The sequence below is a fragment of the Paraburkholderia guartelaensis genome, from assembly GCF_004353905.1.
GTDB lineage: Bacteria > Pseudomonadota > Gammaproteobacteria > Burkholderiales > Burkholderiaceae > Paraburkholderia > Paraburkholderia guartelaensis.
In genome coordinates, this window is record NZ_SMOD01000002.1 from 321985 (window position 1) to 340762 (window position 18778).

General features: G+C 66.9%; 12 protein-coding genes. 7 read left to right on the forward strand and 5 right to left on the reverse strand.

Annotated features, from left to right (window positions below; genetic code table 11):
• The first annotated feature begins 10 nt into the window (after positions 1 to 10).
• Genes E1N52_RS03630 through E1N52_RS03645 form a run of 4 tightly spaced genes read left to right on the forward strand, consistent with a single transcriptional unit; the run spans position 11 to position 4946 of the window.
• The gene (locus E1N52_RS03630; RefSeq protein ID WP_133180254.1) at positions 11 to 2149 is read left to right on the forward strand and encodes an FUSC family protein; all 2139 of its coding nucleotides are present in this window, start codon (positions 11 to 13) and stop codon (positions 2147 to 2149) included.
• Positions 2150 to 2186: 37 nt separating this feature from the next.
• Complete coding sequence (locus tag E1N52_RS03635; RefSeq protein ID WP_027818583.1) at positions 2187 to 2396, forward strand: DUF1656 domain-containing protein; 210 nt, start codon at positions 2187 to 2189, stop codon at positions 2394 to 2396.
• 7 nt (positions 2397 to 2403) lie between these two features.
• The gene (locus tag E1N52_RS03640) at positions 2404 to 3384 is read left to right on the forward strand and encodes an efflux RND transporter periplasmic adaptor subunit (RefSeq protein WP_133180557.1); all 981 of its coding nucleotides are present in this window, start codon (positions 2404 to 2406) and stop codon (positions 3382 to 3384) included.
• Positions 3381 to 4946: an efflux transporter outer membrane subunit gene (locus E1N52_RS03645; RefSeq protein WP_133180256.1), complete on the forward strand. Its 1566-nt coding sequence runs from the start codon at positions 3381 to 3383 to the stop codon at positions 4944 to 4946. The genes E1N52_RS03640 and E1N52_RS03645 overlap by 4 nt, the downstream gene beginning before the upstream one ends.
• A 13-nt stretch (positions 4947 to 4959) precedes the next feature.
• Here the strand turns inward: E1N52_RS03645 and pbpC are convergent, their stop codons facing one another.
• From pbpC to E1N52_RS03660, 3 genes are all read right to left on the reverse strand, one after another.
• Positions 4960 to 7236: a penicillin-binding protein 1C gene (gene pbpC, locus E1N52_RS03650; RefSeq protein WP_133180258.1), complete on the reverse strand. Its 2277-nt coding sequence runs from the start codon at positions 7234 to 7236 to the stop codon at positions 4960 to 4962.
• Positions 7233 to 13271 carry an alpha-2-macroglobulin family protein gene (locus E1N52_RS03655; protein ID WP_133180260.1) on the reverse strand — a complete coding sequence of 2013 codons (6039 nt, stop codon included), beginning with the start codon at positions 13269 to 13271 and terminating at the stop codon, positions 7233 to 7235. Before E1N52_RS03655 ends, pbpC begins: the two co-directional genes overlap by 4 nt.
• Positions 13272 to 13638: 367 nt before the next feature.
• Positions 13639 to 14427, reverse strand: a complete 789-nt coding sequence (locus tag E1N52_RS03660; protein WP_133180261.1) for an SDR family NAD(P)-dependent oxidoreductase — start codon at positions 14425 to 14427, stop codon at positions 13639 to 13641.
• A 110-nt stretch (positions 14428 to 14537) separates the two neighbouring features.
• Here E1N52_RS03660 and E1N52_RS03665 point away from each other — a divergent pair, with 110 nt between their 5' ends.
• On the forward strand, positions 14538 to 15095 hold the full coding sequence (locus E1N52_RS03665; protein WP_133180263.1) for a TetR/AcrR family transcriptional regulator: 558 nt from the start codon (positions 14538 to 14540) through the stop codon (positions 15093 to 15095).
• A 129-nt stretch (positions 15096 to 15224) separates the two neighbouring features.
• Here E1N52_RS03665 and E1N52_RS03670 read toward each other — a convergent pair whose 3' ends face one another.
• Positions 15225 to 15560: a DUF4148 domain-containing protein gene (locus E1N52_RS03670; RefSeq protein ID WP_133180265.1), complete on the reverse strand. Its 336-nt coding sequence runs from the start codon at positions 15558 to 15560 to the stop codon at positions 15225 to 15227.
• Between the two features lie 250 nt (positions 15561 to 15810).
• Between E1N52_RS03670 and E1N52_RS03675 the strand changes: the two genes are divergently transcribed.
• Both E1N52_RS03675 and E1N52_RS03680 read left to right on the forward strand, forming a co-directional pair.
• A complete protein-coding gene (locus E1N52_RS03675; RefSeq protein WP_133180267.1) occupies positions 15811 to 17205 on the forward strand; it encodes a selenium-binding family protein in 1395 nt (464 codons plus the stop codon).
• Positions 17206 to 17219: 14 nt separating this feature from the next.
• Positions 17220 to 17861: a hypothetical protein gene (locus tag E1N52_RS03680; RefSeq protein WP_133180269.1), complete on the forward strand. Its 642-nt coding sequence runs from the start codon at positions 17220 to 17222 to the stop codon at positions 17859 to 17861.
• A gap of 9 nt (positions 17862 to 17870) precedes the next feature.
• Here E1N52_RS03680 and E1N52_RS03685 read toward each other — a convergent pair whose 3' ends face one another.
• Positions 17871 to 18731: an oxidoreductase gene (locus tag E1N52_RS03685; RefSeq protein WP_133180271.1), complete on the reverse strand. Its 861-nt coding sequence runs from the start codon at positions 18729 to 18731 to the stop codon at positions 17871 to 17873.
• Positions 18732 to 18778 lie beyond the last annotated feature (47 nt).

Below are 18778 nucleotides of genomic sequence, written 5' to 3' on the forward strand. Positions count from 1 at the left end.
AAGCGGACTCATGACCTACCCCTCCATCCGCGACTGGCTCTTTTCGGTCAAGACCTTCGCCGCGTCGATGCTGGCGCTCTATATCGCGCTCAAATTCCAACTGCCGCGCCCTTATTGGGCGATGGCCAGCGTGTACATCGTCTCGAACCCGTTCGTGGGCGCCACGCGCTCGAAGGCGCTGTACCGCGCGCTCGGCACCGCCCTCGGCGCGGCGGCCGCCATCGCGCTCGTGCCGCCCTTCGTCGAAACGCCGCTGCTCTTCAGCGCGATCGTCGCGACCTGGACGGGCACGCTGCTCTATCTGGCGATCTCCGACCGCACCGCGCGCAGTTACGTGTTCATGCTCGCGGGCTACACGATGCCGCTCATCGCGCTGCCCACCGTAAGCGATCCCACCACGGTGTTCGACGTGGCGATCGCACGTACGCAGGAAATTACGGTCGGCATCATTTGCGCGAGCGTGGTGGGCAGCAACTTCCTGCCTAGCCGCCTTGCGCCCACGCTGATCGAGCGCGCCGACGCATGGTTCCGTGACGCCGCCTGGTACGGCAGCGAAACGCTCTCGGGCCATATTGCGGGCAAGGCGCTTTCGGCGTGCCGTCAACGTCTCGCCGCCACGGTCAACCAGCTCGAATTCCTGCTGAGCCAGTTGAGCTACGACCACACGCATCCCGAGATCCTCGAGCGCGCCGAGTCGCTGCGCGGGCGCATGCAGCTCTTTCTGCCGATGATCTCCGCGCTCGCCGACCCGCTCGTCGCACTGCGCCGCGATCTGCACGTGTGGCCGGAGGGCCTCGACAGCCTGCTCGCCGACGCGGCGCGCTGGTTCGACGAACCGCTGCCCACACGCGCCGCCGAAATGCACGACGACGCGGGCGACGCGACCGCGGAGAATCTGCGCAAGCGCATCGCGACGCTGCAGCCCGCGCGCGACGCGCTCTCGAGCTGGGAGGGCGCGCTGCTCTCGAACGCGCTCTGGCGGCTTGGTCAGGTGATCGACGTGTGGCAGGACTGCCGCGCACTGCGCGCGCTTATCGCACACGAAGCGAAAATCGGCACGTGGCGGCCGCGCTATCGCCACTGGCGCCTTGGCGGCACCGAACGCTTCTACGATCGCGGCCTCATGGTGTTCTCGTGCCTCGTCCCGGTGAGCGCGATTCTCGTGGCCTGCTGGCTATGGGTCAGCTCGGGCTGGCATGACGGCGCGGGCGCGGTGACGCTTGCGGCCGTGGCCTGCTGCTTCTTTGCGGCATCCGACGAGCCCGCGCCACTGGTGTTCCGCTTCTTCCTCGCCACCGCCGCGAGCGTGGTATTCGCGGGCCTCTATCTGTTCGTCGCGCTGCCCAAGGTCCACGACTTCGCGATGCTCGTGCTGCTGTTCGCGGGCCCGTTCATCCTGATCGGCACGCTCATTCCGCGCCCGGCCTTCAACATGGTGACGATGCTCGTGGCCGTGAACACGGCCACCTTCATCAGCGTGCAGAGTGCTTACGAGTCGGACTTCTTTGTCTTTCTGAACAGCAATATTGCCGGCGTCGCGGGCCTCCTGTTCGCCTATTTGTGGACGCGCGTCACGCGCCCGTTCGGCGCCGAACTCGCGGCGCGGCGCCTACTGCGCTCGAGCTGGAGCGATGTCGCGCTGTCGGCATCGCCCACGCCTATCGCAGACCAGCGCAATCTCACCTCGCGCATGGTCGATCGCCTCATGCAGCTCATTCCACGTCTCGCAGCTTCCGACGAGCACCGCCATCCGTCGATCGAGAGCTTCCGCGACCTGCGTATCGCGCTGAATTCGCTCGATTTGCGCCGCTCGCGCCACAAGCTCGACGGCGACGTGCCCGACGCGATCGACCGCGTGCTCGCGGGCGTCAGCGACCACTATGCGCGCTGCGCGCGTGCGAGCGAGCGTCAGGACGCGCCATCCGCGCTGCTCTCCAGCATCGACGACGCCATGCGCCGCGTCGCGGCCCGTGCGCGCGCGCAACTGCCACCCGCAACGCTTGCCGATGCCGATGCGCAGCCCGCGCCGCGCGCGCTTGTCTCGCAGCGCTGGCTGCGCGACACGCTGCACGCGCTGGTAGGCCTGCGCATCGCGCTCTATCCGGCTCTTGCGGCGCAATCGCCATCCAATCCGGAGGCCGCGGTATGAGTGTGCGTCCCTCTTATCCTTTTTCGAAACCCGCATCATGATCGGCGAAATCGATATCTTTGGCGTGTTCGTGCCCGCCGTGCTCGTGCTGATGCTGATCGCGTACCTCATCAATGTCGTGATCGGCAAGGTGCTCACGCGCGTCGGCTTCTATCGGCTCGTGTGGCATCGTTCCATTTTCGATCTCGGCATCTATGTCTTCGTGCTGGCTGCCGTCATCATCGTGTCGCATCGCTTCGTGAATTAACGTGAACGTGAAAAAAACCTGGTTCTCCGCAGGACAGATCCTGCTGACGCTCATCGTCGTCGTGGTCGCCGCCCTCGTGCTGTGGCGCATCGTCAACTACTACATGTTCTCGCCGTGGACGCGTGACGGCCGCGTGCGCGCCGACGTGATCCAGGTCGCGCCCGACGTGGGCGGCCTCATCACCCGTGTCGACGTCGTCGACAACCAGCAGGTCAAGCAAGGCCAGGTGCTGTTCGTGATCGACCAGGCGCGCTACTCGCTCGCGCTGCGCCTCGCCGAGGCCACGCTCGAGCAGCGCAAGGCCACGCTTGCGCAGGCCAAGCGCGAGTACGCGCGCAATATCGCGCTCGGCAATCTCGTGGCGGCGGAAACGCTCGAGGAAAGCCGCACGCGCGTCGATCAGGGCGAAGCCGCGGCCGCCGACGCTCAGGTTCAGGTCGACACCGCAAAGCTCAATCTTCAGCGCACGACGATCGTGAGCCCCGTGGACGGCTATCTGAACGACCGCGCGCCGCGTGTTGGCGAGTACGTGACGGCCGGCCGCGCGGTGGTCGCCGTCGTGGACATGCATTCGTTCCGCGTCGATGGCTACTTCGAGGAAACACGCCTGCATGGCATTCAAATCGGCCAACCGGTGGAGATCACGGTGATGGGCGAGACGCGCCCGCTGCGTGGTCATGTGCAAAGCATCGTGGCAGCGATCGAGGACCGCGACCGCCAGGCGGCGCCGAACCTGCTGCCCAACGTGAATCCGGCGTTCAGCTGGGTGCGTCTCGCGCAGCGTATTCCGGTGCGCGTGGCGCTCGATGAAGTGCCCGCCGATTTCCGCATGATCGCGGGCCGCACGGCAACCGTGGCCGTGCGCACCGAAACGGGCAACGACCGCCAGGCCGCGCACGCGAACAATGCAAGCGGCGCCGTCGCTTCGCAGCCCGCTACGGGTGCGAGCGCGCCTGCCGCTTCCCAGGCTGCCGGAGCTTCGCAATGACACGCCGTAGTTTCTGGCGCCGCCGCTTGTCGCCCAACGTCTGGCCCAACGTCTGGCCCAACCTCGCGCTCGCGCCGCTCACGCTCGCGCTGGGCGCGTGCATCACGCTCGGCCCCAACTATCACGTACCGCAGGAAGCCGTGGTCAATTCGCCGCTCGCGCAAGGCCCGATCGACGGCGCGGACCGTGCGCCCGTCTCGCAACTGGGCGTGCCCGCCAACTGGTGGCAGCTCTACGACGACCCCACGCTCAACGAACTCGTACAGGAAGCGCTGAAGTCGAACACGGACCTGCGCGTGGCGGCGGCGAATCTCGCGCGCTCACGCGCGGCCGTCGACATCGCCAATGCACAGGGCGGCTTCTCGGGCGCCGCGCATGCCACCGCCGAGCGCGCGCAGGTGTCGGGCGAGCAGTACCTCCTGTTCGAAAAGGTGCCTGTCGCGACGCTGGGCGATCTTGGCGTCAACATCTCGTACGAGTTCGACCTGTTCGGCAAGCTCAGGCGCGGCGTGGAAGCCGCGCGCGCCGACGACGCGGCCGTGGAAGCCGCGGCCGATCTCGCGCGCATCACCGTGGTCGCCAACGTGGCGCAGGCTTACGTCGAATCGTGCTCGGCTGCCGAGGAACTGGAGATCGCGCAGGAATCGCTCAAGCTGCAGAATGAGCGCGTGGCGCTCACGAAGCGCCTGCGCGACGCGGGCCGCGGCAACCAGCCCGACGTGACGCGCGGGCAGACCCAGGCCAACACGATCGCCGCCGATATCCCGCGCTTCGAGGGACGCCGCCGCGTGGCCCAGTATCAACTCGCCATGCTGCTCGCACGCGCGCCCAAGGACCTGCCGCCCGCCGCGCTCGCGTGCAAACGCCTGCCCAGGCTCAAGCAGCCGATTCCCGTCGGTGACGGCGCCGCGCTCCTCAAGCGCCGCCCCGACGTGCGCGAGGCGGAACGCCAGCTCGCTGCATCGACGGCGCGCATTGGCGTGGCGATCGCCGAGATGTACCCCGACGTCACGTTCGGCGCTGGCGTGGGCACGATCGGCCTGACTAGCGACCTGTTCACCCCCGCGACCAATGCCTGGTCATTCGGACCCCTGATCAGCTGGACCTTCCCGGTCAACGGCCAGCGCGACCGCGTGCGCGCCGCAGAGGCCGCGACGGGCGGCGCGCTCGCGCACTTCGACGGCGTGGTGCTCAACGCGCTGCGCGAGACGCAGTCGAGCCTCGCGACCTATGCCGCCGACGACCAGCGCGCCGATGCATTGCGCACGGCCTACACGTCCGCGCAGCAGTCGGCGGACGAAACGCATCGTCTCTATGCAGCGGGACGCGAACCGTTCCTCTCCGACCTCGACGCCACGCGCACGCTCACCAGCGTGCACGCACAGGTCGCCGCGGCCGAAGGCGAAGTCGCGCTCGACCAGGTGCGCTTGTTCCTCGCGCTGGGCGGCGGCTGGGAAGGCAATCAGCAAACGCTGCAGCAGCAGGGGGCACAAGGCACCCAACCGGCATCAGCGACATCAGCGGCACCCGCGGCAACCGCCGCGACTGCGCCCGCGAATTAAGCTCGCCTCTCCCTCAGCGCGCCACGCCGCCTTGCGCGGCGTCGGCGCGCATCGACTTCTGCGGCTTCGCAATCGCGCCGCGTACCTCGAAGCGCACGGTATCTGTCACCTGCCCGCTCGCATCGACGAGTTCGAGCGTGTGCTTGCCCGGCCAAGGCAGCCACGCGACACGCGCGGCGCCACCCAACGCCTTGCCGTCCAACCGCCAGTTCACGCGCGCGGTCGAGCCCGTGGCACGCTCGAACCAGACGCGCTGACGCTGCGCGGGAATGTCGGGATCGAGCGCGAAAATGGTGCCGTCCACGGGGCTGCCGATTTGCGCGGGTCCACGCGCGAGATCGGCCGCATTCGATGCCAGGCCCACGAGCGGCGTAGACGTGCCCGCGATGAACCACTCGTTGCGGGAAGGCTCCACGGCATTGGCGAACTGCACGCGCATGCGCTCGACGCCAGGCGGCGCGGCAGGCGCGACACTCGGCACGCGCCGATGCAGATAGCCGACGATTGCGGCCCACACCGGCGCCGCGCCCGTGACGCCCGACACGTCCCACATGGGCGAGCCATCCGCGTTGCCAACCCACACGCCCACCGTATAGCGCGACGTAAAGCCCACGGTCCAGTTGTCGCGCATGTCCTTGCTCGTGCCCGTCTTGACCGCGGAAAACATACGCGTATCCAGCGGACTGTCGAAATCGAAGGTCCGCGTGCGCGCATTGTTGTCGGCGAGGACGTCGGTGACGATGAACGCGGACTCGCGGCTGAATACCCGTTTCGACTCGCTCTTCTGTGTGGGCTGCGCAGGCGCAGGCAACTCGGCGATCGGGCTCACGACGCCGCCGTTGGCCAGTGCGCGATACGCATTCGTGAGCGTGACGAGGCTCACATCCGCGCTGCCCAGCGCGAGACTGAAGCCGTAGTAGTCGCCCGCCTGCGTGAGCGGCAGGCCGAGCGCCGTGAGTGTCTTCGCGAATCGATGCGGCGTCACCATCACGAGTGTGCGCACGGCCGGTACATTCAGCGACGAGCCGAGCGCGGTGCGCACGCTCACCCAGCCCTTGAAGCCCTTGTCGTAGTTCTGCGGCATGTAGAGGCCGCCGCCCGCCGCGAGATCGAGCGGGGCGTCGTCGAGCAGTGAAGCGGTCGTCACGCGGCGTTCGTCGATGGCCTCGGCGTAAAGAAAGGGCTTGAGCGTCGAGCCCGCCTGGCGCAATGCGAGCGCCGCATCGACCTCGCGCGCCTTCGACAGGCCGCCTGACGACCCGACCCACGCGAGCACGTCGCCCGTTGCGTTATCGAGCACGATGACCGCGCCGTCCTGCACGTTGCGCGGATGCGCCCGCGCATTGAGTTCGATGAGCGTGCGCGTGAGCGTGTCGCGCGCATAGCGTTGCAGGTTCGCGTCGAGCGTCGAGCGCACGCGCGTGCCGGGCGCGGGATGCACGGCGTTGGCGATCTGGCGCGCGAAGTGTGGCGCAAGCTGCGGCGAGTTTTCGCTGCGAGCGTCGAACGAGGGATCGTCGGCGGCGATGGCTGGGCGCGCGAAGGCCATCTGCACGAAAGCATCGAGATTCGGGCAGCCGCTATCGACGTTCGCCGCGTGCATGTCGCGCAGGATGCGGCACGCGCGCGTGGCGACTTTCGTATAAGGCGCATTGGGCGCGCGGATCAGCGCGGCGGCGACGGCCGATTCGCGTTCGTCGAGGCCCGACGGCGCCTTGCCGAACAGCGTTTGCGAAAGCGCGGCAAGACCCACGGTCTCGCCGCGAAACGGCACGAGGTTCAAATACGCCTCGAGAATCTGGTCCTTGCGCCAGGTGCGTTCGAGCCGCAGTGCGTCCACGGCCTGCACGGCCTTTTGCGCGAGCGAACGCTGGCCCGAGTGCTTCGGGTCATCGTCGAGCAGGCCCGTGAGCTGCATCGTGACCGTGGATGCCCCGCGCGTGCGGGTGCTCCACAGGTTCGCCCAGGCGGCGGCAGTCGCACCGCGCCAGTCCACGCCGCTGTGCTCGTAGAATCGTTTGTCCTCCGAAACGACGATCGCCTCGCGCAGCGCCGGCGAAACGTCGACGAGCGCGACCCAGTCGCCGCGCCTCGCCGTGTGTTCCACTCGCGTGCGCTGCAACGGCGTACCGTCGCGCGCCAGCAGGACCCAGTCGGAGCTTTTCCACTCGCCGCGCACGTCATCGAAAGTCGGCAGTGCGAACGCGGGCAGCGGCAGCAGCGCGAGGCACAGTGCGGCGACGCCGAGTGCGCCCGCCGCGCGATGCCGTAGCGCGAATGGCCCGCTCATGGCGCCGCCTTCACGACCACCGGCGCATTTGGCGCGACGCCGAACGTCGCCGGCGCATAGAGCGCCTCCACGCGCGTGGGCGGCAACCCGAAGGTGCCGACGTTATTGAGCCGCACCGTGTACTCCACCGAGACCTTGCCCTTCGGCAGAAACTCGTAGTACGCACGATAACCGTCGAAGCCGCGCTCGATGAACGCGGGCCACGGACCGTTCTCGTCCTGCTTCTCGCCCTGCGTCGCCACGGCCGAATCGCGCCCGAGCCCGGAGCCGAGGATCGTCGCGCCCGCGGGAATCGGGTCGTTCACGACGACCCACGTCATGTCGGTTTGTGCGTCGATGTCGAGCCGCACGCGTACGACGTCGCCGCGCGTGTACACGCCCTTCACGGCGGCGTCCACTGGCGTGATGGTCTTCGTGATGCGATAGCCCGCCGCGAACGGCGCTCGCAACGCCACTGCCGCGAGGCTTTCCACCGTGGCCCACGGCTTGCCGCTTCCTTCCTGCGTCAGCGTGAGCGTCGCGGCCGCGTTCTGCTTTGGCCATGCGAGCAGCGTGCTGCGCGCGGGCGCGTTTCGCGTCGCCGCCGTCGCCCCGCTGGCGCCCGATGCCGCTTGCGCCGCCGATTGAGCCGCCGCATTCCAGCCAACGCTGCGCGACGTATCGCCGAGCTGGATCTTCGTCGCGCCCGTCACCGGATCGTGCTCGAACACGCGTGAGAAGCGCTCGACCGCGAGCGAACCATACGCGTTCGCCGTCGTCGTGCTCCATGCGCCGTTGCGTTGAAGTGCGAGCAGGCCCGCCACGATCCGTGGCATTTCGTCCTTCCACGCGGGGTTGTCGACGAAGGCCAGCGCAAGGCGCGCCGCGTTGACCTCCGTGCCCGTCATGAGCCACCACAAATCGTCTTCGGCGGCCGTGGAGAAGGTCAGTTGCGTGCCCTGCCACGTGAGACGCGCGCGCAGGATCTGCTCGAGCTGCGCCAGTTTCTCCACGCGATCCGGCACATCGTGCATGCGTGCGAGACTTTCCGCATAGTCGATCACCGCCGACGTGGGCCACTGGTTCGGCGCGATCTCGATCGAGCCGAACTGGCGTGCGTTCGCCGCGCCGTAGCGCGACAGCGCATCGATGGCGGCGAGCTTGCGTAGATCGAGATCGCGGCGCGGCGACCACGAATTGCGCTCGATGCGGCCTTCCACGAAGCGTGTGAGGCCGTCCACCATCTTGCTGCGCAAGGCGTCGGGAAGCGCGAAGCGCGGGTCGAGCTTCGACGCCTCGTCACTCACCGTGAGCAGATACGCCGTGAGTGCGGTGCTGCCGCGGCTCGCGCTGTCGTCGGCGGGCGGGAAGTAGTTCGCGAGGCCGTCGCGGTCCAGATACACCGGCAGGCGCGCAAGCTCCGCCTGCCAGCGAGCGGGGTCGCGCAGGCCAATCGCTATCGATGTTTGCTGCTCGAGGCAGGAATACGGATAGCGCGTGAACCAGCGGCGCACGCCGGGCAAGCCGTCCGCGAGCTTCGGCTGCAGCGACACCGCAATGCCGCCACGCACTACGCCTGCACGCGTCATGCCCGCGTTGGCCGGCGGCGCAACGGGTATCGAAAGCGTGCCGTCTACCTGCGCGAGCGTGGCCTGCTGCACCGTCACGGGTATCGCCGCGCTCACCTGCTGCGCGAGCTTCACCGCGTCCGCCGCATGCGCGCCGCCCTGCTCCGCCGCGCTCACGTTCCACGCGAGCTCGGGCCGCTCCGCTTCGGCGAGATCGTCGGGAACCGCGACTGTCCACGCAATCTCACGCGACGAATTGGGTGCGAGGTCCACGGTCTGCACGGCAAGCGCGAGCGGCGGCACGTTCGGCGTGACCAACACTTTCATCGCGCGCCCGGTCGTATTGCGAAGCGTGAATTGCGCGCGGAAGGTATCGCCCTCGCGCACCTGTGGAGGCAGACCCGAGATCAGCTGCAGGTCCTGCGTGCTCTCGATGGTCGCGCTACCCGTGCCGAAGCGCGCCACCCCGCTCGCCGCAATCGCGACAATGCGAAAACGCGTGATCGAGTCGTTCAGCGGCACACTCACTTGCGCCTCGCCCTTCGCATCGAGCGTGACACGCGGGTTCCAGTAGAGCAGCGTGTCGAAGAGTTCGCGCGTCGCGCCATGCCCGCCGCCGCCGCCCGCCGGCACCGCCTTGCGCCCGAAGTGCCGCCGCCCGACGATCTCCATTTGCGCCGTCGCCGTCTCCACGCCGTAGGCGCGTTGCTGCAGCATGGCGTCGAGCAGATCCCAGCTACGGTTGGGCATGAGTTCGAGCAACGCTTCGTCCACGGCTGCCACGGCGATCTGCGTACCCGCGGGCACCGGCTGACCGCCCGGAAGCTGCACGCGCAACTGCACGTGCGACGTTGCGCGTACCGCGTAGCGTTTCGCGTCGGGCGTCACGCTCACCGCGAGGCGGTGCGCCGCATCGCCCACGCGGATTTGCGCGAGCCCGTAACGGAAAGCCGGTTTCGAAAGATCGACGAGCGGCGTCGGCGCCTCGTACTGGCGCCCTTCGTACCAGAACGCACGGGCCCATTCGAGCGGCGCTTTCCACCCCCAGGTGAAGAACGAATACCACGGCACTTCGTGAATGCGCCCACGCAGCGCGAGCACCGAAACGTAGACGTTGGGCCCCCACGTATCGCTCACCTTCAATTCAACGGTCGGATCGCGCCCGTCGAGTTGCACCACATGCGTTTCGATGATGCCCTCACGCTCCACGGCCACGAGCGCTGTCGCAAAGCGAAACGGCATGCGCACCTGGAAGCGCGCGGTCTCGCCGGGTTCGTAGCTCGTCTTTTCGGGCAACACGTCGATGCGGTCCGTGTTCTCGCTGCCGAACCAGAGTTCGTCCTCGCGCGTGACCCATACCGAGGTCGTTGCCGTGGAGGCGTGGCCGTCGCCGTCGCGCGCCGTGGCCACGAGCTGGATATTGCCCGCTTCTTTGAGTTTAGCGTCGCAGGTGAGCAAGCCGTGATCGTCGCTCGTACCGCTGCACAGCGTGCCGAGATCGCGCGTTTCCGTGTGATTGTCGTAGGCGTAGAAGCCGCCCACCATGCGTTTGCGCGAAGTCGTCGTGATCTTCGCCACGCCGCGCACTTCGAGCTTCACGCCCGCGTGCGGCTTGCCCTGTAGATCAAGCGCGAGTGCGGTGACCGGTACGGTCCTGCCCACGGAGACCCAATGCCCCGACTTGATGCCCGCCACCACGGCAGCGGGCCAGAGCGTGGCCGCGCCGCTGATGGTCTGCACTTCGCCGTTCGGGTCCGCGAAGGTCGCTTCGAGCGCGAGGCGCTTGGGCGCATCCACGGCGGGCAGGTTCTTCAGCACGAGCGTGCCCGCACCGTTGCGGTCGAGCGTGAGCGGCTCCTTGTCGGCCACGAGCTTCGCGACTTCGTTGTCTTCCTGCGGGCCGCTATCCTCGTCTTCGGACGTGTTGTCGGCCGGGCTCGCGCTCACATACGGCGCAAAACTGAAATCGCTGTACGTGCTGGCGAACGACGGCGTCGTGTCCTTCACGAGCGCCGAGATCTGCACGGGCAGATTCGAAGCCGCGCCGCCCGACACGTAATCGATCTGCACCGCCACGCTCGCCTGCGTGGCGGCGACGAGCGGCGACGTTTTCTCGTTCTGCACCGCAATCGTGCCCTTGAGCACCGGCAAGCGGAACGCTTCCACGCGGAAGCTACCGCTGTCGTAGCTCAAATGAACGGCGTCCGCGCTGTTGTCGGATTCGTCGTTGCCGTCGCCCGCCGCGCTTGCGTTGGCATCTCCGTCGTCGAGCGAGACATCGTATTCGCCGAGCTTCGCTTCGGGCGGCAACACGAAAGTCGAATCCGCCGTATGGTCGGCGGCCCATTTAAGCGGCAGATGCCAGGTCTGCCCGCTGCCGGCATGGCGTATCGTCACGCGCGTGGGGTACTGCTGCGGTAGCGCGAAGCCATGCATCGTCTGGGCGCGGATGAAATGTTTCATCGACACCGTCTCGCCCGCGCGCAGCAGCGTGCGGTCGAACACGGTATGCGCGCGCACCGTGGGCTCCACGTTCGTGTCGGTCGGTACGTTGAAGCGCCACGACTCGATGCCGCGATTCCAGTCCGATTGCACGAAGGCCATGTCGGGGCCCGTTTTCGGGTCGTCGATGCGCGCCGAAACGAACAGCCCGCTATAGCTGTTTTCGCCGCAGTCGCGACGATTCGAGAGTGGTCCGTCTATCGTCAGTAGTCCATGGGAATCCGTCTTTCCCGTGGCGAGCATCTCGCCGTTGCAATCCGATACGTGCACGTCGGCGCCTGCTACCGGTTCGCCCTTGTCGAGCGACGTGACCCACACCACGCTATTCTCGCGGCCTTGCTTGAAGTGCACGCCCAGATTGGTGACGAGCACGGTCGTGCGCACGTACATGGGCGCCGGCTTGCCGAGCAAGGAGGCGCCGAGCGAAGGCGAGGCGAGTTCGATCACGTAGAAGCCCGGCTTCGGCACGGGAATGCCCACCACTTCGAACGGCCGCAACGCTTTCGGATCGGCTTTGGGCAGTGTGAGCGTCTGTACGCCGGGTTGGCCCTCTAGCAACGAGAGCGAGCGCACGTCGATGATGCGCTCCTTCGCGTCGTCGTCCCCCTCGCCCGTCGTGCGCGGAATCACCACGGGCGACTTCGCGCGCGCGAGCAACCCGGGCATCAGCTTGTCGATCGACGTCTCGCTCATGCCGAAATTGTCGAACTGGTCGACGAGGCGCATCCAGCGGCGCATGTCGGTATCGGACTGCACCGCGAGCTTCGCGAACTTGGCCTCGCCCGCGTTGAGCCCCTGCACGTGCAGGTCGGCTTCGACGTTGCGCAGCGTGACCGGCACGAGCGGCGGCGTGTCGGGCTCCGCGTAGCGCTCGATGATGCCGAAGGTCGAGGACGGAAATTTCGCGAGCGGCGGCATCGGCGCGGTCGTCGTATGCAGCGGGAAAAGATCGGCGTTCGCAAGCGCACGGCCGCTTACGTCCTTGAGGCCGGCGGGTGCGGTGATCGTGAGCGTCGCACGCTCGGGCAAGGGCGCGGAGAATGAGATCGAACTGACTTCGTTGTTCCTGTCATCGGGGCGGAAAGTCGGCGCGACTCCCCCCTTCGGCCCTTGCAGACGGAACTTCTGCGCATCGGCACGCGTGATCGGCGCGCTCAGGTCGATGCGCAGAGGCCGCAGCGGCGTGCATGGCGCCTTCGCATTCTCGCGCTCGCAACTCATGCTCGCGGTGAACGGCGTACGTACCGTGAAATCGAAGCGGCGCTCCACTTCGTTGGGCGTGCCGTTCGGTCCGAGCACGCCCTTCCCGTACACGAGCTGCATCTTTGCGCTGGATGGCAGCGTTTGCTGGCAGTTGAGCGTCAGCACGCTCGCGCTGTCTTTTTCGAGGCGGAAATGCTTGAGCAGCGCCGCGCGCGTGGACGCATCGACAGGCTGCACCGGAATGCGGTTGCCGAGTCCACCAGACTCGCACCACACGTGTTCGCGCACGGAAGCCGGTGTGGCGGGGCCATTGAGCTTCAGCACGAATGCCTGGTTTTCCTCTATTTCGCCGCCATAGGGACGCACGCTCACCGGGAACGGGCCGCCCGTGGAGAACGTGAAGCGACGAACGCCAGTGACGGCGTTGCCGGCCTGCGATTTAAGGCCGTCTACGAGCACGACGCTGCATTGCACGTCGGGCGGCAGATCGGCTGCGAGATCATAAGCCCACGTTTTCCCGTCGATCCACCGACCCTGGCCCGCGCTGGCCGCCGCATTGCTGCATTGCAGGCGCGCGGGGTCCTTTGCATCGGGCGCGCCGAACGCCACCATGGCCTCGTCGAACTTCACCACCACCTGGCGCACCTGCGCCACGGTCCCCTGCGGCGATACGCTCACCGCGCGCGCGGCATAGGCGCGCCACGCCCACGCCATGCATAAGCCCAGCACCAGGGCAAGCGCCAACGTCCACCACCCGCCAGTTGTTCGTGTTATTCGTTGCATCGACCGGTCCTCGTTTGCGCGCGCGCCGCGTGGCCATTGCCTGGCGGCGTGCGGTGAATGGTACAGGGCGCCGCGCGCTCGCGCGCCGGGAATGGCCGGCCACGCGCGCACGCGGGCGGCTCGCGTCGAACGCGAGCGCGAGCGCGAGCGCCGGTGCGCAGCATGGCGCGAATCGGCAACTCGCGATATCGGAAACCGCTGAATTTGCGAACGGGCTAAGGCGAAGCGAGGACTGCTGGGAAGATGCTAGCCGGGCTTGCGGATGCGAGCCGGTGAGAGTGGGTGTGAAGGTGCGCTGTGACGGCGGCCGCGCCTCGCGGCTCGCCATGGAACGCGAGCGGCCACTGGCCGCCCGCAATACATCGGACTACATGGCTTCGCGATACCGCGCCGCCGGCTGCGATTGCCCGAAGTTCGCGAACATCGCGGAGCGGGCGGCTTCGTAATCGTCCCACTGCTGCGCGTCGGGCAGAGGCGGAATCGTCACCGTTTCGCGCCGGTCGAAGCCCACAAGCGCCGCGTCGACGAGATCGTCCACTTCCATCACGGCCGGCAGTGCATTCACGTCCTTGCCGGAACGCTCCCAGATTTCGGTACGCGTGGCGCCAGGCACGACGGCTTGCACGTACACGCCCTTCGCGCCGAGTTCCAGATTCAACGACTGCGAGAAATACAGCACGAACGCCTTCGTCGCGCCATACACGCTCGAACGAAACTCGGGTGCGAGGCCAATGACGGAGCCGACATTCACGATCGCCCCCTTGCCTTCGCGCGCAAAACGCGGCGCAACCGCTGCGGCGAGGCGCGCAACCGCCGTGACGTTCAGACCGATGAGGCCGGCCACGGCGTCCGTGCCCTGCTCGACGAACGTGCCCGGCAGGCTCGCACCCGCGTTATTGATGAGCACACCGATGCGTGCGTCATCAGTAAGGCGCGCCTCCAACAGCGCAAGATCGGCGTGCGAGGCCAGATCGGCGCGAACGACATCCACGTTCACACCATCGCGCTCGCGCAGGCGCGCAGCAAGGTCTTCCATGCGGGCGCGATCGCGCGCCACCAGCACGAGGTCATGACCGCGCTTTGCGAAACGGTCGGCGTAGACGGCGCCGATACCCGTGGACGCGCCAGTGATCAAGACAGCAGGTTTAGCAGACATCGAAACTTCTCCTTGGGAATTCCGTTTTCATGATGAACATCATGTAAACCGAATAATGATTACCATCATGTATAATGTCAAGCGTCGAGTGATGGATAGCGGACGGAACAATGAGGGTCAGTCGCGAACAGGTGGAATTGAATCGCCAGCAAATCCTGCAAGCCGCCGGCCGGCTCTTTCGCGAGCACGGCTACGATGCGGTGACCGTGGCAGACGTGATGAGCGCTGCCGGGCTGACGCACGGCGGCTTCTACGGCTATTTCAAGTCGAAGGACGAGTTGATCGCGCAAACGCTCGCCCACGTCTTTGCCCAGGGCGAAGGCGGCGATTCCGATCTGGTGCGTTATGCTGCGCGCTACCTCAGTGCCGAACATCGCGACAACGTGGCCGACGGCTGCCCGACCGCGGCGCTCGCCGCCGAAACCGCGCGGCAACCGCCCGAAGCGCGCGCCGTCATGGCGGCCGGTCTGGAGCGTCAAATCGAGCGCCTGAGCGCAGGCATGAATGGCGTCGGCGCCGCAGCGGCGCGCCAGGCGGCGATCGGCGGCTGGGCCGCGATGGTGGGTGCGGTGGTACTTGCGCGGCTGTGCGACGAGCCCGCGCTTTCGAACGAGATCCTCGAGTCCACGCGCAAGTGGATTGGCGAGCGTGAGGCGCCGCGTAACTAAAACTAAGAGCGGCCGATATGTGCGCCGTGTGAGCAGCCAGGAAATAAATCAGCCCGCGATGGCGCTTTCGTGCCGTCGCGGGCTAATCATCTTCATGCGGCATGAATCGGCTTCCTGCCGCCGTCAAACTCAATGTGCGTTATACACCGGCGGCGAATAGCTGCTGACCGCGCCATCGGTACGTGCACCGCTTTCCGACGAGCCGCTAGTGGCCGGACCATAGCCGGTTGCCTCCGCAACGGCCCCACCGGTTTGTGCGTTCACTCGTGCCTGGGCTTGTTGCAGATTCGCGGGGTAATACAGGTCGTTCACCGAGGGACGATAACCCGCGGCTTCGAGCTGCTTCAGCTGACTACGCACCTGGGCACGCGTCACAGGACCATTGGTGCCTTGCGACTGTGCAAATGAAATGGCCGGCACTGCAAGCACGGCAGCGATCGCAACGGCCTTGATGAGCGTTCTCATGACTAACCTCCAGTAACTTGAAATCGGCGCAGCGGCTTGTCTGCATCCGTTGAGTACAAGTCTAGGAACGTTGGCCTTGCGAATAAATGCTGCAAAAGCGAATTTACTATTCTCGCAGCGCAGATAATCGGCTTTCATTGCTCGAATGCATAAGCTTCTATCCGGATGGAATATGGAACACGTGTGCAACGCACTGTCCCACTCTGATGCATGATAGGAACTCTTCCGAATCTTCGATGAGGGGGCAGCAATGGCGACGTGGCAACCGGATCCGACCTTCTACCCGTCTGCGCGCATGGCAAGCGACGCCCCGCCGGAAACACTGGCGTACGTCGCCAGCTTCGACCCCACACGCAAAGTGCCCGATTCTCTCGACGTGGTCGATCTGGACCCCCGCTCGCCGGAATTCGGGCGCATCGTGCATCGGCTGGCAATGCCCAACGTCGGCGACGAGCTCCACCATTTCGGCTGGAATGCCTGCAGTTCGTGCCTGTGCCCCAACGCCCCCCACGCGCATACCGAGCGCCGCTATCTCATCGTGCCCGGCCTGCGCTCCTCGCGCATTCATATTGTCGACACCAGGCCGGACGCGCGCCGCCCGCATATCGCGCGCGTGCACGAGCCCGAGAGCGTCGCGCAGCGCGCGGGCTACACGCGCCCGCACACCGTGCATTGCGGGCCGGATGGCATTTACGTGACGTCGCTTGCGAACGCACAGGGCGAGGCGCCCGGCGGCGTCTTCCTGATGGACCACGAGAGTTTCGATATTCTCGGCCAGTGGGAAATCGACCGCGGCCCGCAACAGCTTGCCTACGACGGCTGGTGGCACCTCGGCTACGACACGCTCGTGACAAGCGAGTGGGGACTGCCCGCGACCTTCGAGAACGGCCTCGTGCCCGAGGTCCTGCTCGGCGGCCAGTATGGCCATCGCCTGCACTTCTGGGATCTGCATACGCGCCAGCACAAGCAGGTGCTCGACTTCGGCGCGGAAAACCAGCTCGTGTTCGAGCTGCGCCCCGCGCACAACCCCACGCGCCCCTACGGTTTCGTGAACTCCGTGATCAGCCTGAAAGACCTCTCAGCCTCGATCTGGCAGTGGTATCTCGACGGCGACCAGTGGGCCGCACGCAAGATCATCGAAATTCCGGCCGAGCCGGCGGATCCCGAGCATCTGCCGCCCATGCTCAAGGGATTTGCAGCGGTGCCGCCGCTCGTCACCGATATCGCGCTCTCGCTCGACGACCGCTTCCTCTACGCGGCGTGCTGGGGAACGGGCGATTTGCGCCAATACGATGTGTCGGACCCTGAGAATGCGCACCTGACGGGTTGCGTGCGCATCGGCGGCATCGCAGCGCGCGCGGCGCATCCGTTTGCGCCCGGGCGCGCGCTGAACGGCGGCCCGCAAATGGTCGAAGTGAGCCGCGACGGCCGGCGCGTCTATTTCAGCAACTCGCTTTATGGCGCGATCGACGGGCAGTTCTATCCCGAAGGCATCGACGGCTGGATGGTGAAGCTGGACGCCGCGCCCGAAGGCGGCCTCGAATTCGACGAGCGCTTCTTTGTCGAATGGCCGAAGTCGCACCGGCCGCACCAGATCCGGCTCGAAGGCGGCGACTGCTCATCTGATTCGTACTGCTACCCATAAGCGCGGAGCGTGATATGGAGGAAGTCTTCGGCGCGCACTGGGGCGCCTGGGCAGCCGTGGTGGGCAGTGGCGTCTTTCACGGCGTGAATCCGGCGATGGGTTGGCTCTTCGCAACCGCGCTCGGATTGCAGCGTGGAAGCCGCGCGGCGCTGCTGCTCGCGTTGCCGCCCATCGCGCTCGGTCACGCCGCGTCCATTCTGCTGTTCACGAGTTCCACCGCGGCGCTCGGCGCGCATCTGCCGGGCGCGGCGCTGCACGCGTGCCTGGGCGCGCTGCTGATCGCATGGGCCGCGTGGCAGTACGCGTACGGGCACCGGCACCGAGTGCGCGTGGGGATGACGGTGGGCTTTGCCGGGCTTGCCGCGTGGTCTGCGTTGATGGCCACGTTGCACGGCGCGGGACTCATGCTGATGCCCGCCATGCTGCCGCTGTGCGGTGGGGCGGGCGGCGCAGCGGGCCTTGCGAACCCGCTTGCGCTTTCGTTTGCGTTCACCGCCCTGCATACCGTCACGACGCTCGCCACCACGGCCGTCATCGCGCTGCTCGCCTACGAGTATCTCGGTCTTGGCGTGCTGCGGCGAGGCTGGATCAACTTCGACTGGCTCTGGCGCGGCGCGCTCGTCGCAACCGGTACGTTGATGATCGCGACGGCGTGAGCCGCCGGGTCAACTCCCCGCCGGATAGTCCGTGCCGAGGCTCAACTCGCGCCACGCTTCGATATCGGCAAGCGCCGCGCGCAAGCGGTTCGCCACCGCATCCACGCCGAATGCGCCCAGCACGAGATGCCGCGGCGGTTTTTCTGTTTCGGTGATACGTATCATCGCCTGCGCCGCGCGCACGGGATCGCCCGGCTGATGCCCGCTGCCTTGCGCCGTGCGCTGCATGCGCGCGCCCGCCGTTTCGGCATAGTCATCGATACGGTTCGCCGTCTGCACGAGCGATCGGCCTGCCCAGTCCGTGCGAAACGGCCCCGGCTCCACGCAGGTCACCTTGATGCCGAGCGGGCCGACTTCCGCCAGCAGCGAATCGGAGAACCCCTCCACGGCGTGTTTCGAAGCCGCGTAGTAGCCAGAACCCGGAAAACCCGCGAGCCCCGCCACCGACGTAATATTGATGACGTGGCCCTTGCGGCGCGCGCGCATGCCCGGCAGCGCCGCGCGCGTGAGCGCGAACAGGCCGAATGTGTTGGCATCGAACTGCGCGCGGATCTCGCGCTCCTCGCCCTCCTCGATCGAACTCTGATAGCCGTAGCCCGCGTTGTTGACGAGCACGTCGATCGCGCCGAACTGCTTTTGCGCGGCCGCGACGGCGGCGTCGATTTGCGCGGCGTCGGTCACGTCGAGCGAGACGGGCAGCAGGCGATCGCCGGCCTCGGGCGCGAGATCGTCGAGTGATGCCTTGTTGCGCGCGGTCGCGACACAGCGCCAGCCGCGCGCGAGCACCGCACGGGCAAGCTCGCGGCCAAAGCCGGTCGAACAGCCGGTCACGAACCAGACCGGCGACGCATTCGGGGAATCAACGGACATGGGAAGGCCTCCCGGAAGAAGGGGCAGACGAGGCTGCCGAAGACAGG